The organism is Undibacterium sp. GrIS 1.8 (genome assembly GCF_040544445.1).
GTDB lineage: Bacteria > Pseudomonadota > Gammaproteobacteria > Burkholderiales > Burkholderiaceae_D > Undibacterium.
The window spans coordinates 1-17,435 of record NZ_JBEONQ010000033.1 but is presented as its reverse complement, the minus strand read 5'-3'; the positions used below and the strand labels follow the sequence as shown (position 1 = coordinate 17,435).

Below are 17,435 nucleotides of genomic sequence, written 5' to 3'. Positions count from 1 at the left end.
TCTGTAGATTTTTTCTGTTGTGATCAATGACGATTGATTATGCCGTCAGCCCTATCGCTATGCAATCTCAGAGATTGATAGCATCTTAAGAAAATGACCGCTGCTGAAGTAATAGTGACATAAAAGAGTGTCGCAAATAGCGCGCCATTAAGCGTCTAGCGCTGACAGTTGACCAAAACAGAAATGACACATAAAACAACGCCAGACGAATTGATTTATACAAAATGCCGAAAAAAATAATGTCTATCTTCAATTTCAGCAAACAAATATCGGTTCTGGCATTAGCCAGACTTTGCCAGACTAGGCACATGGTAAGCTAGCCGCCGAATTGATACCATTCGCTTAAAAAATAAGCAAACCAGGGCCAGCAGATATTTGTCAGGGTTAAACAATATTGAGTGACGGTAGCATGCGAGCTTACTCCCAATCGCATTGAGCAAAATTCAAAAAAGAGCAGGACAAAATCCCTTTTTATCCAAAAACTGATTACGGAGAGTCATTTGAACAAAATTCAAAATCCTGGGGCACACACTATTTTGGGACATCCAGATAGTTTGTTCGTGCTGTTTTTTACAGAAATGTGGGAGCGTTTTTCTTACTATGGCATGCGCGCTTTGCTGGTGCTGTTTTTAGTCACCGAGATTGCCAAAGGCGGCTGGGGCTGGACTCGCGCTGATGCGACGTCGCTGTACGGCTGGTACACAGGCCTAGTGTACTTAACACCGATCTTAGGCGGCTATATTGCAGACAAAATACTCGGCAGTCGTAGAGCGGTAGTGTTAGGTGGCTTCATTATCGCGGCCGGACATGCTTGCTTACTGTTTGATACACCCACCATGTTTTATACGGGTTTAGGCTTAGTTGTTGCCGGTACTGGTTTGTTCAAACCGAATATTTCTGCCATCGTTGGTCAGTTGTATACCAAGGACAATGAGAGTGGTCGCGACGGTGGCTATACCTTGTTCTATATGGGCGTCAATTCTGGTGCTTTCTTCGGTATTTTGTTGTGCGGCTATATCGGTGAAAAAATTTCCTGGCCTTTAGGTTTTGGTCTGGCAGGTGCTTTCATGTTGTTAGGCGCTGTACAGTTTTATTTTGCCCAAGGTATTTTTGGCGAAATCGGTCTCTCTAAATCACAACAAACCAGCACGGTCGTGCATGAAGAAGCGGCACCTCATATTGTCGCTGATCGTTTAAAAGCGATTTGTGTGTTCTCTTTCTTCACCATCTTCTTCTGGTTCGCGTTTGAGCAATCCGGCGGTTCTATGACCATTTTTGCAGCCGACTATACTGATCGTTCTTTGATCGGCGCAAGTGGAATGGTTTTCAAAATCATTAATAGTCTGCTTACCGTTATCCCGACCTTGATTTTGTCCTGGTTACTAGTGAAATTATTTGGTGGCACGGCAAAGAAATATCTGATGTCCAATATGCTGCTGGTAGTTTGTATGGCATTGATCTGGTCGCTCGTGATCTGGATGTTGTCTCGTGAATTCTCGCTCGATCAATCGAGTGTTCCAGCGACCTGGTTTGGCGTTTTAAATTCGTTTTTCATCGTTATTCTGGCACCGATGTTTTCTAAAATATGGGAAAAATATTGGAATCCAAGCGGTCCGGTGAAGTTTGGCGTTGGCTTGGTCTTGCTGGGTTTAGGGTTTGCCGCACTGTCTTATGGCTCGGCCAGTATTCCTGCAGGTGCAAAAACAGCCTCTGTCAGTATGGTTTTCTTAATCGTTGCTTACTTGTTTCATACAATGGGCGAGCTCTGTATTTCTCCGGTCGGACTGTCTTACATCAGCAAACTGGCACCACCGCGCTTACTGGGTTTGATGTTTGGCGTCTGGTACCTGAATACTGCAATCGCGAATAAGCTGGCAGGCGTTACCGGAAGTTATATTGATCATATTTCTGAGACTTACTCGCTGTCGACTTTCTTCCTGATATTCACGATCATTCCTATCACTGCTGGATTGGTATTTATGAGTTTGAATAAATGGATGCGTGCAAAAATGCATGGCATTGAGTAAATCGTACTAAATAGTTGTACCGTCCAATAAAAAAATCCCGCGAAATTTGCGGGATTTTTTTATATCTTTGTAGCGTAAGTGCTAATCCTCCGCCATCCAAAAAAATACGGTCGTTAGCCGTTTGTCGTGGTCTTCGCTACCAAAGTAAGCAGTCGCGCTGTGCACCAGATTAGCTTTGTATAAGACCATGCGGTTATAAATATTTTTCAGGCGACAATCTTCTTGCCAGGCTTGTGGCGGCAAAAAGCGTACCTTGAGCGCATCGAGTAAATTGCGATGTGGTGGAGGACAAATATTCCCACTTAAAGTGCCATCGGGATAACGTAGGCGGAAGATGCTGGTACCTGCATCCTCGGGCGCATTCGGTGTCAGATAAATGACGGCGGCGTATCTGCAAAAGACGCGACTATCGGTATGGGGCCGTGCACCGCTTTCGGTCGCCCCGACCATTTGCCCAACATTGTGATCCAGCTTTTGCCCATCCGGTGCGGTGGTCACCCAAATCTTATCTTTACCCGTCACCGTTTTAACCCATTGCTCTATCGGTGCCATTTCTTCTGCAGTCAAGGCATCATGCACACGCTTACCTGGCCAAGTTTCTTTGCTATGTGGGAAACCTAGTTGCCAGTCATGGCGCGTCAAAATTCGCTGGCGTACTGCATCTGGATCAGGCAAGGCATTATCGAGTATCCAGAAGTCGGTTCCCTTTTGCAGGGGGACATACGGTAATGACGGGCGCGATGGGTAATTAATCAGCATTGCACAGGCTCTCCAGACAAAGTAAAAAGCGGATGCAATGATTGATTTGCATCCGCTGACGAACATCAGAACTTCTAATGCATGGTGCTGATATCGACTACCGTTCTATCGCCAGCGCCACGCCCATGCCGCCACCGATACACAAACTGGCTAGTCCTTTCTTGGCGTCGCGTCGTATCATTTCGTGGATCAGGCTGACCAAAATACGGCAACCGGATGCACCGATAGGATGGCCAATCGCAATCGCGCCTCCATTGACGTTGATCTTGCTGGTATCCCAGCCCATTTCCTTATTGACGCCAATTGCTTGTGCGGCGAAGGCTTCGTTGATTTCCATCAAATCCAGATCTTGATGATTCCAACCTGCTTTGTGCAAACATAATTGGGCAGCGGGCACCGGTCCCATACCCATGATGCTTGGGTCAATACCGGCAGAGGAATAGGCCTTAATACGTGCCAATACCGGCAAACCCAGTTCTTCAGCCTTACGTGCCGACATCATGATGACCGCTGCTGCGCCGTCATTCAAACCAGAGGCATTACCTGCGGTTACTGTGCCATCTTTGGTAAAAGCCGGGCGTAAGCTGGAGAGCGATTCCAGCGTAGTACCGTGCTTGATGAACTCATCGCTATCAAATACGGTCGTGCCTTTTTTGCTGGCGATTTCAAAGGGCAGAATCTCATCTACAAACTTACCGGCTTTTTGTGCCGCTTCTGCTTTGTTTTGTGAAGCCAGTGCAAACTCATCTTGCTCCAGACGCGTTACGCCGAATTTTTTAGCCACGTTTTCAGCAGTGATACCCATGTGATATTGGTTGTACACGTCCCATAAACCATCGACGATCATGGTATCGACTAATTTAGCATCACCCATGCGAAAACCGTCGCGGGAACCGTTGAGAACATGGGGCGAAGCACTCATATTCTCTTGACCGCCAGCGATGATGATATCGGCATCCCCAGCTTTGATGGATTGCGCGGCAAGATGCGTCGCCTTAAGACCGCTACCGCAGACTTTGTTGATCGTAAATGCCGGTACCATATTTGGCAAACCCGCTTTGATCACTGCCTGACGCGCCGCATTTTGGCCTACGCCTGCGGTTAATACCTGGCCTAAAATAACTTCATTGATCAGTTCCGCACTCAAACCAGTTTTGGCCAGTAAACCTCGGATGACATGTGCACCAAGATCAGAAGCGGCAATTTTTGCTAATGAACCACCAAATTTACCTACTGCGGTGCGACCGGCAGCAACGATGACGACGTCTTGCATGTGAATCTCCTCGGTGAATGCTCATGGGTGAGCTTGGAATGATGGGCATTTTTTAAATCCCCTTGTTATTTTCCATTTTAATCCTTACCGTTCAGGATCGCCTAATATCGTTTGATGCAGAGGCGGTATTAGCAAGTAGATTAAAAAGCAGATTAAAACTGGGCGAAAAAAATGGGCTCATCGTTTCCGAGAGCCCATTTTTAAAACCGTGTTGCCTGATGCGTTGCAGCTGATGTTTCAGCTAAGCACTGCAAGTACCATCAAGTATTACTTCTTGCTTTTAGTCGTTTTTTCAGCAGCTTGTGTAAATTGCTGAGTGGCATTTGCCAAGTTTTCTTCCAGAGTCTGAACAGCTTGCTTGCTAGTTTTAGACAATTGCTCGTAACCTGCATTGATATTGCCGATGACGGATTTCAATGCTGTTACTGCTTGCTCGGAACCTGCGGGTGCATTTTTAGTGACTTCGTCGATCAAAGCAACGACTTTAGTATTTGTTTCAGCGATATGTGCTTCTACTGCTTTAGTAAATTCAGCTTGAGTAGCAGAAGTGATGGATGCCAGATGACGGCCATATGCCAATGCTTTTTCTGCACTAGGTTGTGCTTGAGCAGCTGCCAGAGCCATAAATTCTTTTGGATCTTTAGTACCAACTAATTGCTTAGCAGTTGCAGTGCCTTCTTCCAAAGTCGCTTTAGCAGCGCTGACGTTCAAAGCAAAAATTTGCTCTAAGCCTTCAAATGCTTTTTTGTTCAAAGCGGTCAAAGAAGCGAATTGCGCTTCCATAGAAGTTTTAGTAGCAGCGATAAATTGTTCTGGTGTTGTGAACATGGTGTTCTCCTGGAAAGATAAAAGTGAGTATTCTTAAGTATTCGTGACTATTAGTAAGTATCCGAATGCGGAATTTGACAGCGCTTTCCATCTCATTTACCTGAATGGTGCACCGCAACAATTCTTATTGTACGCCTTTAATTTATCGGGTCAAGTATTTTTTTGTGCGCTGCACCAAAATACTTGTAAGGACTTGTTTCTGCCGTTCGTTCTTCATTTATATGAAAAATTGATCATTTTTGCAATGGCACTTTCTCAATGTCGCAGAATATGCTCATTACCAGAATGTTGACAAATTTGCCTGATGATTAGTTCCTCTGCTACGGTGGAGTCACATCGCATGTTTTGACAGACAGGACAGAATCGGCAATCATCGGCGCTTTAGCGCGGCAGTCTGGCAGTCTTTTTTACATCGATTAACGTAACCAAGTACAAACGTATGCATTCCACCCGCAGCAAAATCACTGTCGTCATGGCATGGCTGTTGTTTACTTTGCTCATGGTCTCGGTTGCCGTACAGGACTTCCAGCGCGACGGCGGCAGGCTACTCTGGCAGCCGATCTTGTGGGAAAGTTCGTCTGCAATCACCGGTCTATTTATCTGGCTCACACAAAGGCGCCTGACAAAACCGTATGACTACTTGCTGGCAACGCCGTGGCGCTGGTTTGCGCTGCAAATTTTGTGCTTGCCATTGCAATGGATCTGTTTTGTACCGATCACATTTGGCATACGACATGCGGTGTATGCACTCATGGGTATGTCTTACTATCACCGGGCCTGGCCAGAATTATTTTTATATGAATCGATCAAGCTCTCGATATTTTTGAGTATGTTTATGGTGATTTTGTTTGGCCTGCTGTCTTACTTTGAGCTGGTCAAACAAAAACTACACGCCGAACAATCGAATGCCTTGTTACGGCAAGCGCAGTTGCAAAGAATGACGCAGCAGATGCAGCCGCATTTTTTATTTAATGCGCTCAATACGATTTCTTCCCTGATGCACACCGATGTCGAAAAAGCCGATGCCACGCTAATTCAGCTAGCTGATGTTCTGCGCGCCACCTTAGAGGTCAGCGAGCAGCATGAAGCGCCGCTCGCCACCGAGTTGCGCCTGGTGCGAGGTTATGCCAGCGTCATGGCAGAGCGCTATGCTGATCGAGTGACATTGGACTGGCAAATCGATCCCGACACTTTGACCTGCACCATGCCAGTCATGAGCCTGCAGCCGCTGCTGGAAAACATCTTTAAGCATACGGTCGAGCAGTGTCGCCAAACTACGCATATCCAGATCAGCGCAAAGCGTGAGAGGGATCAGACAGGTGAAGTGGACGACAGCGGCAAATCCGATATGCTAGTCCTGCGGCTGAGAGATGATCAGGGCAAGCTTCAGACCAAAGATGCAGACTCTGACGGCCATTCCGGCATAGGTCTGCGCAACATCCGCGAACGCCTTGCTTTGCAATACGGTGACGACACTGCAAGCCTCAGGCTTACTCAGCTCAGTCCCGCTGGTGTTCTGGCAGAAATGCGTTTGCCCTGGAGAACCGCATGCGCGTCCTGATTGTCGATGATGAACGTCCCGCACGCGACAAGCTGCGCCGCCTGTTGTCGCAAGAACCGGATATCAGCGCGATGGAAGAAGCGCGGGATGCAATTGAGGCTTTACAAACAATGGCGGAGTTCAAACCGGATGTCGCTTTCTTCGATATCCAAATGCCAGAAGTCAGCGGACTGGAACTGGCCGCATCACTGCCCAATCATCTTGATGGCCCTGCACCGCTGATCGTCTTCGTGACTGCCTATGACCAATATGCGATCCAGGCGTTTGACGCCAATGCGATTGACTATTTGCTGAAGCCGTTTGATCAGAGCCGTTTGCAACGCGCGCTGGAGCGAGTACGGGCTAGGTTTAAAGACCGCAGCCAGACGCCAACCTTGCCAGCGAAGGTGCCAGTGGCTGGCACTGGTCATGCGATCCAGCAGCTATTAATTACCGAGCGTGGCGTTACCCGCGTCGTCCGTGTTGAACATATCGAGTGGATAGAAACTGCCGACAATTATGTGGTGCTGCACACTGCCGGCGAGCATCCCCTAATGCGCCAGACCTTAAGCGGATTAGTGGATCAGCTTGGCGCACAATTTATCCGCTGTCATCGTCGTGCAGCGGTGCAGTTGAGTTGGATAGACAGCATCGTTACTCTAGATAAAGGCGATTGCGAACTGGTATTACGAGGCGGCGCACGAGTACCTTGCAGTCGCCAATATCGGGCGGAAGTGATGGAAAAATTGCAGACAATTCCGACTCGCCCCGGCTAAATCCCATCTCGCCACATTCCGCTGGCCTCTGTCTGTGCATCGATTTAATCTGAAATTGTTCAATCTAAACAACTTCAGAGATCGCTGCCATGAACCCATACGCTGACAATACTAATATCAATGCTCGCCTATATTTTTTGGACTGGGTACGTATTTTTGCCTTCATGCTATTGATCGTGTATCACACCGGCATGTATTACGTGACTTGGGGTTTTCATATCAAAAGTGCTTTCGCCAGTGACGCGATAGAGCCGCTGATGATGCTGTCATCGCCATGGCGGCTGAGTTTGCTGTTTATGATTTCTGGTGTCGCGTCGGCCTTCATGCTGAAAAAGCTTAGCGCAACACAATTCATGCGCCAGCGCAGCAGCCGTCTGTTGATACCGCTGTTATTCGGCATGCTGGTGATCGTACCGCCACAATCGTATTTTGAAGTCATGGAAAAAGTCGCCTACCAAGGCAGCTATTTCGACTTTATGCAGCTGTATTTAAAGGCCTACCACGGCTTTTGCGACAAAGACGGCTGCCTCCGCCTGCCGACCTGGAATCATCTTTGGTTTGTCAGTTATCTCTGGGTGTACAGCGTCGTGCTCGGTTGTTTGATACTCGCCTTGGGCAAACGCTTTAACACTATCTCTGACTGGCTGGCGAATTTACTGACGGGCTGGAAGATCATTGCTCTGCCCGTGGCTATTTTTGCGATCGAACGTATCTGCCTGTTTAGTCGTTTTCCGCAAACCCATGCACTGGTGGATGACTGGTACAACCACGCCAACTATTTTGTGCTGTTTTTAATGGGCGCGCTGTTAGCAACGCAAGCGAACTTCTGGGCACGGCTTAATCCGCAACGTTGGCTCAATCTGGGTATCGCCATCACATGCTGGGGTTCGCTGATTGTGTATTACGCCATGGGCGAGACAGTGATACCAGCGTCGCAGGTCGAATTTTGGCGTCACTTGCAACGTGTGGTGTATGCCTTGTGCCAATGGAGCGCCATCCTCGCAGTCTGCGGCTTTGCCCATCGCCACCTGCAATTTGACAGCAGCCAGCGACGTTATCTGACGCAAGCGGTGTTCCCTGTGTATATCGTGCACCAAACACTGATCATCGTGATGGCACATTATTTCAAACCAGCTAAACTCACGCCAGCGATCGAAGGTCCGATTTTGATTTTACTCACCTTGACGATCAGCTTTGGGATCTTTGAAATAGTACGTCGGGTTGCGCTGTTACGGCCTTTGTTTGGGATAGCGAAAGTCAAAGACGACGTGTCATTAAGGCAAGATGCGGCAATCAATCCCCCTGCCCATCTCAACATCGCAGCCTAAACAAATTAAACAAATACAGAAAAACTCCCCATTAAATGTCAAAATAAGGGGAGTATCATCAATAATTAACTTAATTGTCCAGAGAATGATTGGACGTTAAAAATTACTCCATCCTAGTATATGTTTAACCTCGGGGCATGGAAAGGCGGCTTTTCCTGACTTTCCATGCACCTCGACGATATCAGCAAAAACCGCCAATCTAAACCGCACCAACCGCCTGATACGCCAGGCGTTTGAATTCAAATGAAAACGGATGCCAGAAGCTCATCTGCTTTTGCGCCATCAGCACGCCAGCCAGGTTGTTCTTGGGTGAAATCCACCAATGCGTTCCCGCGATGCCGCCCCACTCAAATTCACCGGTAGAGGCCGATGGATCAATTGACGATGGCACCAAGGTCACGGCACCACCCAGCCCGAAACCTTTGCCCGGGATGTTACCCACACCCGGAAAAGCGATGCCCGTACCGTCTGGTAAATGATTGCGCATCATCAGGGCGATGGTCTCGGGTTGTAGTAGCTGAAAACCACCAGGCAGCAGTCCGCGCAGCAGCGCGATCATGTCGTGCAAGCTGGACACCAGACCGCCGCCGCCAGACAAACGCGGCACCGGCGTGACGAAAGCACCGGGGTAGGGGGATTTTTCCAGCCGCTTCAGTCCACGTTGCAGAATATTGCTGGGATCGCTGCCAGCGTAATACGCCGTTAGCCGGGTCTGCTTCTCGCCGGTGACCCAAAAACTGGTGTCCTGCATACCAAGCGGATCAAAAATATGCGCCTTCAAATACACATCAAAAGGGACTCCACTGACGACTTCGACCAGGCGCGACAAGACATCCGTAGCAATCGAATATTCCCATTGTGTGCCAGGATGGAAGGTCAACGGCAGCTCTTCCAGCACATCGATCAGTGTAGATAAAGGGGCTGCCGCATTCAATACTTTGCGTTCTACATACGCTTTGTAAATCATGCTGCCGTGATCCAGCAGGCCATAACTCAAGCCCGAGGTATGTGTCAGTAACTGGCGGATGGTGATAGAAGACCGGGCGGGTTCGGTATCATCCAAACTGGTCGCGCCGGGTTTGAGTACGCGGCGCTTGGCCAGTTGCGGTAAGTACTGCTCAATCGGGTCGTCGAGCTGCAGTTTTCCCACTTCCATCAACTGTAAAACCGCAATCGAAGTCACCAGTTTGCTATTAGAAAAAATACGGAATAAATGATCTTCACGCAAAGCGATACCGTTCTCTTTGTCTGCCCAGCCAGCACAATGCACATCGACCAGGTCGCGCCCGACCAGCACCGCAGTGGACACGCCCGCCAGAATCTCTTTATCAACATAACGCTGCATGGCATGATGGACGGAACTAAAATCGTAATTGCTTTGGTTTATCATCGTCGTATTGTGCAAAGGGTTAAAAGCGCTATCCTACTTTAATTAGGACTTACGCAAAACTGCCCCAGTTCCGGTCCGGCTCCTTGCCGGGACAATTGTGCGTAAGCCCTGTTAATCTCATTTTTTAAAGACCTGTGATGACAATCTCCGATCCGCACGCTTTTTTACGTTCCTTGTATCAGACTGCGGTGGATGCCGTCAGTGCAGAGAAATGTCTGCCAGCTTTTCTGCCGCCACCGCCCAAAGGACGCACGATTGTGATCGGTGCGGGTAAAGGTGCAGCAGCCATGGCTAAGGTAGTTGAGCAACATTGGCGAGGAAATGCGGATCAACTCACCGGCCTTGTGGTAACCCGGTATGGGCATGGTGCAACCTGCAAAAAAATCGAAGTAATCGAGGCAGCACATCCGGTACCAGACGCTGCAGGTCAGCAGGCTGCCGCTCGTATATTGCAGATGGTGCAGGGATTAACTGCGGATGATCTGGTGCTATGTCTGATCTCTGGCGGCGGATCATCCTTGCTCGCGCTACCAGCCGCTAATATCACGCTGGAGCAAAAGCAGGCAATCAATAAAGCACTGCTGAAAAGCGGCGCGAGCATCGGTGAGATGAACTGCGTCCGTAAGCATTTGTCTGCGATCAAAGGTGGTCGGCTGGGATTGGCTTGCGCACCAGCACAAGTGGTGACGCTACTGATATCCGATGTTCCGGGTGACGAAGCTGGTGTGATTGCCAGCGGCCCGACCTTGCCAGACCCGACCACCTGCGAGCAATCATTAGCCATTTTGCGCAAATACGCGATCACTATTCCGGCAAATATCGAGCAGCATTTGTTATCCGGTGCAGGTGAGACGCCAAAACCGGATAACCCGATTTTTCAACAACATCAGCATCACATCATCGCCACCGCCCAACATGCATTGGATGCCGCAGCAAGCGCAGCGCGTGCAGCCGGGATTAATGCCTATATTTTGTCTGATGGAATAGAAGGCGAAGCACGCGACATAGGCATGATGCATGCAGCGCTGGCAAAACAGATTGCAAACAAAGATCAACCATTCAGCAAACCCTGTGTGATCTTGTCAGGTGGTGAGACGACCGTCACTGTGCGTGGTAAAGGGCGCGGCGGGCGCAATGCAGAATTTTTACTCAGCCTGGTAAAAACGCTGGACGGACACCCCGGGATTTATGCGCTGGCATGTGACACCGATGGCATTGACGGCTCGGAAGATAATGCCGGAGCGATCTGCACACCAGATACGATACAGCGCGCACAAGGCTTAGGGCTGCGGCCTGCGGTACTCTTGGATGACAATGACGGCTATGGATTTTTTTCCGCTTTAGGCGATTTAATTGTGAGCGGGCCAACGCTGACAAATGTCAACGATTTCCGGGCAATGCTGATACTGTAATACCGATAAAAAAACAGCGCGTTGATCAAGCCGGTCTCCCTTGATGATCACGCGCTATTTTCAAAACCAATGCAGAAACTGACAGCTTATTTTTTTGTACTAGCTTTTGGCGATGGTGAAAACACCGGATTGCCGTTGACCAGCAATTTGCCATCAGCAAAATCGATTTTGCTGCGCAGAGTCTGATCGTCCACAACAATCATTTTTTGCGCCCGCAAATTTTCTATGGTCTGAGTCAACAGTAAGTTCGCAGTCTGATTGACGGCATCCTCGCTCACGACCTGGCCTTTTTCTGCTTTTTGTTCAAGAGACCTACGGGCAACGAGCTTAGAAATCTCTTCGGCCAGTCCCATCGGCATTTCCATATCAAAGTGCGCTACCAGCTTATCTTTGAGCTTCTCGAAAGAGGAAAAATCAGCTTGTTTCGTATTATTCAAACTGACTTTTCCGGTCACTAAGGCTTTAAAGCCGTGATACACCACTGATAATTCCTGGATATCCAAAGAGCTCAGCGGAGTGATGATTTTTGAACCCGCTTTTTTCATCGCTGCCATGACTTCAGCGTTGCGTTTAGCATCTGGTAATTTACGTGTTTCTAATTTTTCCATGTCCTTTTTCAGGTTAGACATGGTGAGTTCGTCCAGATTATTCAGCTTGATCCCAAAGCGGATAGGACCAATTTCATCTTTATCCCATTTGACTGACTGCAGAGCCAGCTGATAGTCGATATCAACAAATTTCTCACGCTGTTGAATATCAAATGTGGCAGTAAAGTCTTTTGCTGCGCCGTGTACAGCGTTAGTTGCGTCGCTAACATCGATCGTCGCGATTTTGACGCTAGCCTTACCCAGCCAGCCGCCATGTGTGCTGACGGATTGCGCGCCCTGGTAGCTGATGTCGTCAGCCCTGACCGTCAAACCACCTTTATCTGCGATGCTGAACCAAGGCATATTTGCGGTAATGTCGACTTGGCGAAAGCTATCATCGAAACTACTGTTACTTGTAATCGGCGCCCACTGAAAAGTGGAGTTCATTACTGGATCAGCGTAGTTCAAGGCATCGACCAGCACGGACAGATCAATTTTTCCGTCTGCACGTAACTTGGCATCTATATGTACCGGTTTTTCTGTACCAAATACTTTGAATAATTTTTGTTTAGTCGATGGCGAAAAATCGAAGGCATTGTATTTACTCACCAAGGCGCTTGCAGGGAGATGTTGCGGGCGCAGGCTGCGCAATTCAGTGGTAACTGCCTCAAACACTTGCCACATTGCAGAGTCGGGAAGGTTTTTTGTCAGGTTGGATGGCGCAGCTTGGGGTTTTACAGCTATAGGAGCGACGGTGGCTGGTTTTTCATCTGCGTGAATAGGAAATGCACACAGCAGAGTGGCTGCCATAGTGGCAAGGGCAAAAGTTTTTTTCACTGGAAGTCCGGATCGGATCAAAAAGATGGATCAAAAAAATGCAAGAACGTCTTCTTGCGTGAGATCAGAATTGTAATATGTTAATTGTAAAATTAACAAATAATCTTAGTGAAGATGTATGAAAAAAGCCAGTCATGAGACTGGCTTTTAGATGATGTGCAACTACAGTTTATTTAGCAGATGCCTCTGCAGAAGCTGCTGCAGCGGCAGCGACTTTCACTTCAGGTTCCTTAAACTTGGCACCACCGGCATTTGCCATGTGAACTACAGCGCGGGCAACTTCAACATCGTCCAGATCAGGATTGCCGCCTTTGGCTGGCATACCGCGGATACCTGCAATCGCGTGTGATACCAACGTATCGTAACCTTGAGAAATACGTGCAGACCACGCACCTGCGTCGCCAAATTTTGGTGAACCCGCAGCACCGGTATCGTGGCAGGCAGAGCACACTGCTTTATAGACAACCTCGCCGGATTGCAATACTTTAGGTGCGTTAGCGTCTTTGAATGTGAAGCCTTCATCAGCGATTGGGCTGATACGAGCGGCAATGGCTTCTGGTGTTTGTGCATCAGAACCTGCACCGATTTTGCTATCGGTGGTCACAAATTTGACTAGCAGAACGATGATGATGATGGGTACCAGAAAGCTGGCAGCAATCGCAACTATCAGTTGTTTTGGAGTCTTGATCGCTGATTCGTGGTCGTCGTGCGGGTCGTGTGCGTTGCTCATGGAGTCCTCGTGGCAATTTATTTATAGTTGAATCTGGGCGCTGCAAACGAGCTTATTGTGTTGCTAAGCTCATCAAACCTGTGATTATAGGTGAAAGCTTGCGGTTTGGAATGAAAAACCCACGCATTAATGACCAGAAACCCACAAGAACCCGTTCATAGGCGCATAAAAATCACGAGACAGCAAACCCAATCTCAATAAATTTGCTGCCATTGTCATTGAAACTGGATGAAAAAGCTTCAAACCCCAATGACACAGAAGTTCGGAGAAACAAAGCAACAATCAAGGCAGGGAAAAGTGTTGATTCGCTATTCTCTTGTTTTCTCTCTCTGCCTCGGTGTCACCTTAGTGAGGGGGGGCAGATTTTTGTGTAAGTTCTAATATTTGTAAAAATTATTTAGCTATACTCCCCTGCTTTTATCTAAAAATCGCTACATAGACCAGCAATTACCTGGACAATTAAATATACATAGTGGGAGTATATTATATTCATCCATAATGGATTGCTGATAATTTGCGTAAGTCCTGTAATTAAACTATGGTAGCGTTTGAATAACTTTGTCGAAACTCTTGTTGATAGCCAATGTGGATGGCCGCAGAGAAGACGAGTTCTAAATTTACCCAGCCTGTTTTATTAATCTACTGATTTGAAGGTACCTGAATGCGCTTACTCATTGCTTTGATATTTCCTTGGTTAACTTTCTTCACGATTGGTCGTCCTGTTGCGGGCATCATTTGTTTGATTTTACAAATCACGATTCTTGGCTGGATTCCGGCAACCATCTGGGCCGTGTATGCGCTGAGCCAATACAAAACCGATCAAAAAATTGAAAAAGCATTGGGACAAAGACGTAATTAAGTTTTAATGCAGAGTTGGGTACGAAGCTGAATACGAACCCTATTCCAAGCATAAATGGCACGAAATGGCACACTTTGGCACGATCTGCTTGTACATTGGCGTCAATAGCTAGTGTGCCAGCCGCATCGCCATGCAATAATTTTTTCCACCGTTCACAGAGCTAAGCAGGAAGAAGCAGGACGAAACAAGACGAAACCGAACGGAATTTTTTGGAGAAAATTGACATAAACAAGACCATTTTAATTACCGGTGCGAGCAGTGGGATTGGTAAGGCAACTGCGAAGCACTTTCAGGCCAAAGGCTGGAATATCATCGCGACCATGCGACATCCCTAGCATGAGAAGGAGCTATCTGCCCTTGAGAACGTGCTGGTCACGCAACTGGACGTGCTAGACAGCGCGTCGGTAGAGCAAGCAGTTTCAGGCGGGATTCAAGGTTTCGGACAGATTGATGTTCTGCTGAGTAATGCTGGCTAAGGAGCCTATGGACCGCTTGAGGCGTTTGATATGGATAGTATTCGGCGCCAGTTCGACACCAATGTAATTGGTCTGCTGGCAGTGACCACCGCGATACTGCCTCACATGCGCAGCAGGCGATCTGGCACCATTGTCAATATCTCGTCCATCGGCGGTAAGATGACATTTCCGCTGGGCACCCTTTACCACGGCACCAAATTCGCCGTTGAGGGTTTGTCCGAAGCTTTGCATTACGAGTTGGAATGTTTTGGCGTCAAGATGAAGATCGTTGAACCCCGCGTGATCAAAACGGACTTTGGTGGCCGCTCATTTGATTTCCACAACGACGAGTCCTTAGCTGAATATCAACCCACCGTAAAACGCCTGTTCGATTCTTTTGCTCCGTCTGCCCAACATGCCTCGGCACCTGAGGTCGTCGCTGATGTTATTTATAGCGCAGTCACCGATGGCAGCAGCCAGCTTCGCTACACTGCGGGTGAAGACGCACGGCAAATGATCGCGGGTCGTAAGACACAGGACGACGATACCTTTATCGGCGGGCTTAAGGCTCAGATGGGTTTTTGAAATAGCTTGGATGAAGATTCTTTTGGAGCCTCTATTAAACTTGATGAATCTTCATCAAGCCACCCAAGCAGCGGCATTCTGCGAGCAAATTAGAACACCAAGATGAAATACGCCACTCAGTTCATCGTCCAGCCAACGTGGAGGTTGTTGATTGCCGATATGGGACTCAATCCTGTTGAAGTTCTGAAGCGTGCGGAATTGCCGGGCGACTTGTTTGCATGCAAGGACGCTAGCGTAACGCTTGCCCAATATTTTAATTTGTGGCGCGCGCTGGAGGAATCTGCTGACGCAATTGCCCGAGCGCAGCGCCCCATACGAAGTATATTTCGGGCGGCCAATACGACAAGCTGACGTCAACCACATTGTATTTTCTGCCCGGGATGCTAGCCGTCCGTTTTTGACCGAGAACGATGCCATGTGGTTATTTTTTGAGCCGGGTTTGAGGCGCAGGCATTCTGATTTGGATAAGTCATCCAGTGTGCGACAGCGAGTCAAAAGCGCTCTGCTGGAGATGCTGCCAAGCGGATTAAGTGCAATTGAGGATACCGCCAGCCGGCTGGCGATGAGCAAGCGTACGTTACAAAGACATCTCAGCGACGAGTCGGTGAGCTATCAGGAAGTGCTGACAGAAACGCGCCAAGAACTAGCGCAACATTACCTCGCCCGCTCAACCATCTCGCCGAACGAAATTGTCTATCTACTGGGATTCCACGACGGCAATTCATTCATCCGTGCGTTTAAGTGTTGGACGGGAATGACCTCTGGATCGTACCGAAAATTACAGGGAAACCTAGACCCTTTGGCACCAACGTTGCCTTGTGATATCTGACGTAAGATCAAAGTTTAAGGCGAAGCTGCTGATCTTATTGATAATGAGTTTGCATGGATCAATAGTATTTAATTTCTCTCCAGATTAAATTAAATCACTTTCTTTTATACATATTGAAACCCTAACGGCTACAATAGCGCTCTGCAAATATTTGTGCACGTGACCGTCTTCCAACGGATAGGATGCTAGCCTCCGAAGCTGGCGATACAGGTTCGATTCCTGTCGGTCGCACCACTGCACTGTCTAACCCAATGTTATCAAGTCCAAAAATCAGCCTGCTCTATAGCTGCTCAGACTAATTCTTGTCCAACCCAATCCATTACAGTATTATCAGATACCAACAAAATCATGGTACTTCTGTTGGTACTTATAAAAAGCAGAAACTCAGGTACCAACAAATGGGGTGCGGTATGGCATTAACAGACACATTTATTCGGCAAGCAAAACATGACGGTAAGCCTGCAGGCAACAAATTCACCGATGGGCAAGGACTTTTTTTGCTGGTTAAGAGTTCGGGAAAATATTGGCGATTAAATTACCGATTCAACGACAAGCAAAAAACATTAGCGTTAGGCGTATATCCAGCGGTTTCTCTTGCCAAAGCGAGAAAGCGACGTGAAGCTGCAAGGGAGTTGATAGCTGACGGCATTGATCCTGCACAAGCCAAACGGGACGATAAACAAGCGCGTGCAGATTCAGCCGCAAATACCTTTGAGGCTGTCGCACGGACATGGCTTAAAAAAACAGCAACAAATCGCGTCGAAAGTACTCAAGGAAAATTAACCACTTGGTTGGAAAAAGATATTTTTCCTTACATTGGCAGCAAACCTATTATTGAGATTGGACCGCGTGATGTACTGGCAGCCGTACAAAAAATGGAGGCGCGAGGTGCCATTGAGACAGCGCATCGAATAAAACAAATATGTGGTCAAGTGTTCAGATATGCCGTTGCAACTGGATCGGCAGAGCGCGATGTAACTTCGGACTTAAAGGGCGCTTTGGCTTCTGTTCCCAAAACAAACTATGCGGCCATTACCGAACCCAAGCAGGCAGCTGACTTGATGCGATCAATTCACGGCTACAGCGGACACCCCTACGCCACAGCTGCATTAAAATTATCTCCCTTGAGCTTCTTGCAAAATACCCAAACCAGTAAAGTCGAGCATGGGTGTGGCCACTGTTGCGATTGGTTTTCTTGTTTGAAGCGGCACATGTGACAT

At 48.0% G+C, this 17,435-nt stretch carries 16 protein-coding genes, 1 tRNA gene and 1 pseudogene; 12 read left to right on the top strand and 6 right to left on the bottom strand.

Translation table 11 applies throughout. The features are described from left to right. The first annotated feature begins 500 nt into the window (after nucleotides 1-500). Complete coding sequence (locus tag AAKU64_RS15350) at nucleotides 501-2,027, top strand: peptide MFS transporter (RefSeq protein ID WP_323491917.1); 1,527 nt, start codon at nucleotides 501-503, stop codon at nucleotides 2,025-2,027. An 81-nt stretch (nucleotides 2,028-2,108) separates the two neighbouring features. Here the strand turns inward: AAKU64_RS15350 and AAKU64_RS15345 are convergent, their stop codons facing one another. The 3 genes from AAKU64_RS15345 to AAKU64_RS15335 all read right to left on the bottom strand — a co-directional run bounded on the left by AAKU64_RS15345 (nucleotide 2,109) and on the right by AAKU64_RS15335 (nucleotide 4,887). Continuing rightward, entirely contained in the window at nucleotides 2,109-2,786 is a 678-nt protein-coding gene (locus tag AAKU64_RS15345; RefSeq protein ID WP_354332336.1) for a hypothetical protein, read from the bottom strand. 97 nt (nucleotides 2,787-2,883) lie between these two features. Then, nucleotides 2,884-4,059, bottom strand: coding sequence for an acetyl-CoA C-acetyltransferase (locus tag AAKU64_RS15340; RefSeq protein ID WP_354332338.1), 1,176 nt, complete (start codon nucleotides 4,057-4,059; stop codon nucleotides 2,884-2,886). Between the two features lie 267 nt (nucleotides 4,060-4,326). Then, nucleotides 4,327-4,887 (bottom strand): phasin family protein, encoded by a 561-nt coding sequence (locus AAKU64_RS15335; RefSeq protein ID WP_322120678.1) that lies wholly within the window; start codon nucleotides 4,885-4,887, stop codon nucleotides 4,327-4,329. A gap of 439 nt (nucleotides 4,888-5,326) precedes the next feature. Between AAKU64_RS15335 and AAKU64_RS15330 the strand changes: the two genes are divergently transcribed. From AAKU64_RS15330 to AAKU64_RS15320, 3 genes are all read left to right on the top strand, one after another. Then, nucleotides 5,327-6,448 carry a sensor histidine kinase gene (locus AAKU64_RS15330; protein ID WP_354362375.1) on the top strand — a complete coding sequence of 374 codons (1,122 nt, stop codon included), beginning with the start codon at nucleotides 5,327-5,329 and terminating at the stop codon, nucleotides 6,446-6,448. Beyond that, nucleotides 6,436-7,203, top strand: a complete 768-nt coding sequence (locus tag AAKU64_RS15325; RefSeq protein WP_354332341.1) for a LytR/AlgR family response regulator transcription factor — start codon at nucleotides 6,436-6,438, stop codon at nucleotides 7,201-7,203. The genes AAKU64_RS15330 and AAKU64_RS15325 overlap by 13 nt, the downstream gene beginning before the upstream one ends. An 89-nt stretch (nucleotides 7,204-7,292) precedes the next feature. Further along, nucleotides 7,293-8,531 (top strand): acyltransferase family protein, encoded by a 1,239-nt coding sequence (locus tag AAKU64_RS15320; RefSeq protein ID WP_354362374.1) that lies wholly within the window; start codon nucleotides 7,293-7,295, stop codon nucleotides 8,529-8,531. Nucleotides 8,532-8,730: 199 nt separating this feature from the next. Here AAKU64_RS15320 and AAKU64_RS15315 read toward each other — a convergent pair whose 3' ends face one another. Beyond that, nucleotides 8,731-9,921, bottom strand: coding sequence for a serine hydrolase domain-containing protein (locus AAKU64_RS15315; RefSeq protein WP_354362373.1), 1,191 nt, complete (start codon nucleotides 9,919-9,921; stop codon nucleotides 8,731-8,733). A gap of 137 nt (nucleotides 9,922-10,058) precedes the next feature. On the opposite strand from AAKU64_RS15315, the gene AAKU64_RS15310 reads away from it, so the two are divergent. Next, entirely contained in the window at nucleotides 10,059-11,333 is a 1,275-nt protein-coding gene (locus tag AAKU64_RS15310; protein ID WP_354362372.1) for a glycerate kinase type-2 family protein, read from the top strand. Between the two features lie 86 nt (nucleotides 11,334-11,419). Here the strand turns inward: AAKU64_RS15310 and AAKU64_RS15305 are convergent, their stop codons facing one another. Further along, the gene (locus AAKU64_RS15305) at nucleotides 11,420-12,730 is read right to left on the bottom strand and encodes a DUF945 family protein (protein ID WP_354362371.1); all 1,311 of its coding nucleotides are present in this window, start codon (nucleotides 12,728-12,730) and stop codon (nucleotides 11,420-11,422) included. Between the two features lie 196 nt (nucleotides 12,731-12,926). Beyond that, entirely contained in the window at nucleotides 12,927-13,487 is a 561-nt protein-coding gene (locus tag AAKU64_RS15300; RefSeq protein ID WP_322120810.1) for a c-type cytochrome, read from the bottom strand. Between the two features lie 661 nt (nucleotides 13,488-14,148). Here AAKU64_RS15300 and AAKU64_RS15295 point away from each other — a divergent pair. From AAKU64_RS15295 to AAKU64_RS15265, 7 genes and pseudogenes are all read left to right on the top strand, one after another. Continuing rightward, nucleotides 14,149-14,346, top strand: a complete 198-nt coding sequence (locus AAKU64_RS15295) for a YqaE/Pmp3 family membrane protein (RefSeq protein WP_354332352.1) — start codon at nucleotides 14,149-14,151, stop codon at nucleotides 14,344-14,346. Nucleotides 14,347-14,555: 209 nt separating this feature from the next. Beyond that, the gene (locus AAKU64_RS15290) at nucleotides 14,556-14,681 is read left to right on the top strand and encodes an SDR family NAD(P)-dependent oxidoreductase (protein WP_354332354.1); all 126 of its coding nucleotides are present in this window, start codon (nucleotides 14,556-14,558) and stop codon (nucleotides 14,679-14,681) included. 162 nt (nucleotides 14,682-14,843) lie between these two features. Further along, a pseudogene (locus AAKU64_RS15285) lies at nucleotides 14,844-15,386 on the top strand (SDR family NAD(P)-dependent oxidoreductase); the annotation flags it as partial. A 102-nt stretch (nucleotides 15,387-15,488) separates the two neighbouring features. Beyond that, a complete protein-coding gene (locus AAKU64_RS15280; protein ID WP_354332356.1) occupies nucleotides 15,489-15,737 on the top strand; it encodes a hypothetical protein in 249 nt (82 codons plus the stop codon). Nucleotides 15,738-15,846: 109 nt separating this feature from the next. Then, entirely contained in the window at nucleotides 15,847-16,215 is a 369-nt protein-coding gene (locus AAKU64_RS15275) for a helix-turn-helix transcriptional regulator (RefSeq protein WP_354362370.1), read from the top strand. A 159-nt stretch (nucleotides 16,216-16,374) separates the two neighbouring features. Next, nucleotides 16,375-16,449, top strand: a tRNA-Arg gene (locus AAKU64_RS15270). Nucleotides 16,450-16,517: 68 nt separating this feature from the next. Then, nucleotides 16,518-17,432, top strand: a complete 915-nt coding sequence (locus AAKU64_RS15265; RefSeq protein ID WP_354362369.1) for a tyrosine-type recombinase/integrase — start codon at nucleotides 16,518-16,520, stop codon at nucleotides 17,430-17,432. Nucleotides 17,433-17,435: the final 3 nt, after the last annotated feature.

Coding starts and splice junctions, on each gene's coding strand:
- AAKU64_RS15330 (WP_354362375.1), top strand. CDS start 5,327: ATGCATTCCACCCGCAGCAAAATCACTGTCGTCATGGCATGGCTGTTG.
- AAKU64_RS15300 (WP_322120810.1), bottom strand. CDS start 13,487: ATGAGCAACGCACACGACCCGCACGACGACCACGAATCAGCGATCAAG.
- AAKU64_RS15340 (WP_354332338.1), bottom strand. CDS start 4,059: ATGCAAGACGTCGTCATCGTTGCTGCCGGTCGCACCGCAGTAGGTAAA.
- AAKU64_RS15280 (WP_354332356.1), top strand. CDS start 15,489: ATGAAATACGCCACTCAGTTCATCGTCCAGCCAACGTGGAGGTTGTTG.
- AAKU64_RS15295 (WP_354332352.1), top strand. CDS start 14,149: ATGCGCTTACTCATTGCTTTGATATTTCCTTGGTTAACTTTCTTCACG.
- AAKU64_RS15325 (WP_354332341.1), top strand. CDS start 6,436: ATGCGCGTCCTGATTGTCGATGATGAACGTCCCGCACGCGACAAGCTG.
- AAKU64_RS15320 (WP_354362374.1), top strand. CDS start 7,293: ATGAACCCATACGCTGACAATACTAATATCAATGCTCGCCTATATTTT.
- AAKU64_RS15345 (WP_354332336.1), bottom strand. CDS start 2,786: ATGCTGATTAATTACCCATCGCGCCCGTCATTACCGTATGTCCCCCTG.
- AAKU64_RS15335 (WP_322120678.1), bottom strand. CDS start 4,887: ATGTTCACAACACCAGAACAATTTATCGCTGCTACTAAAACTTCTATG.
- AAKU64_RS15310 (WP_354362372.1), top strand. CDS start 10,059: ATGACAATCTCCGATCCGCACGCTTTTTTACGTTCCTTGTATCAGACT.
- AAKU64_RS15305 (WP_354362371.1), bottom strand. CDS start 12,730: ATGGCAGCCACTCTGCTGTGTGCATTTCCTATTCACGCAGATGAAAAA.
- AAKU64_RS15315 (WP_354362373.1), bottom strand. CDS start 9,921: ATGATAAACCAAAGCAATTACGATTTTAGTTCCGTCCATCATGCCATG.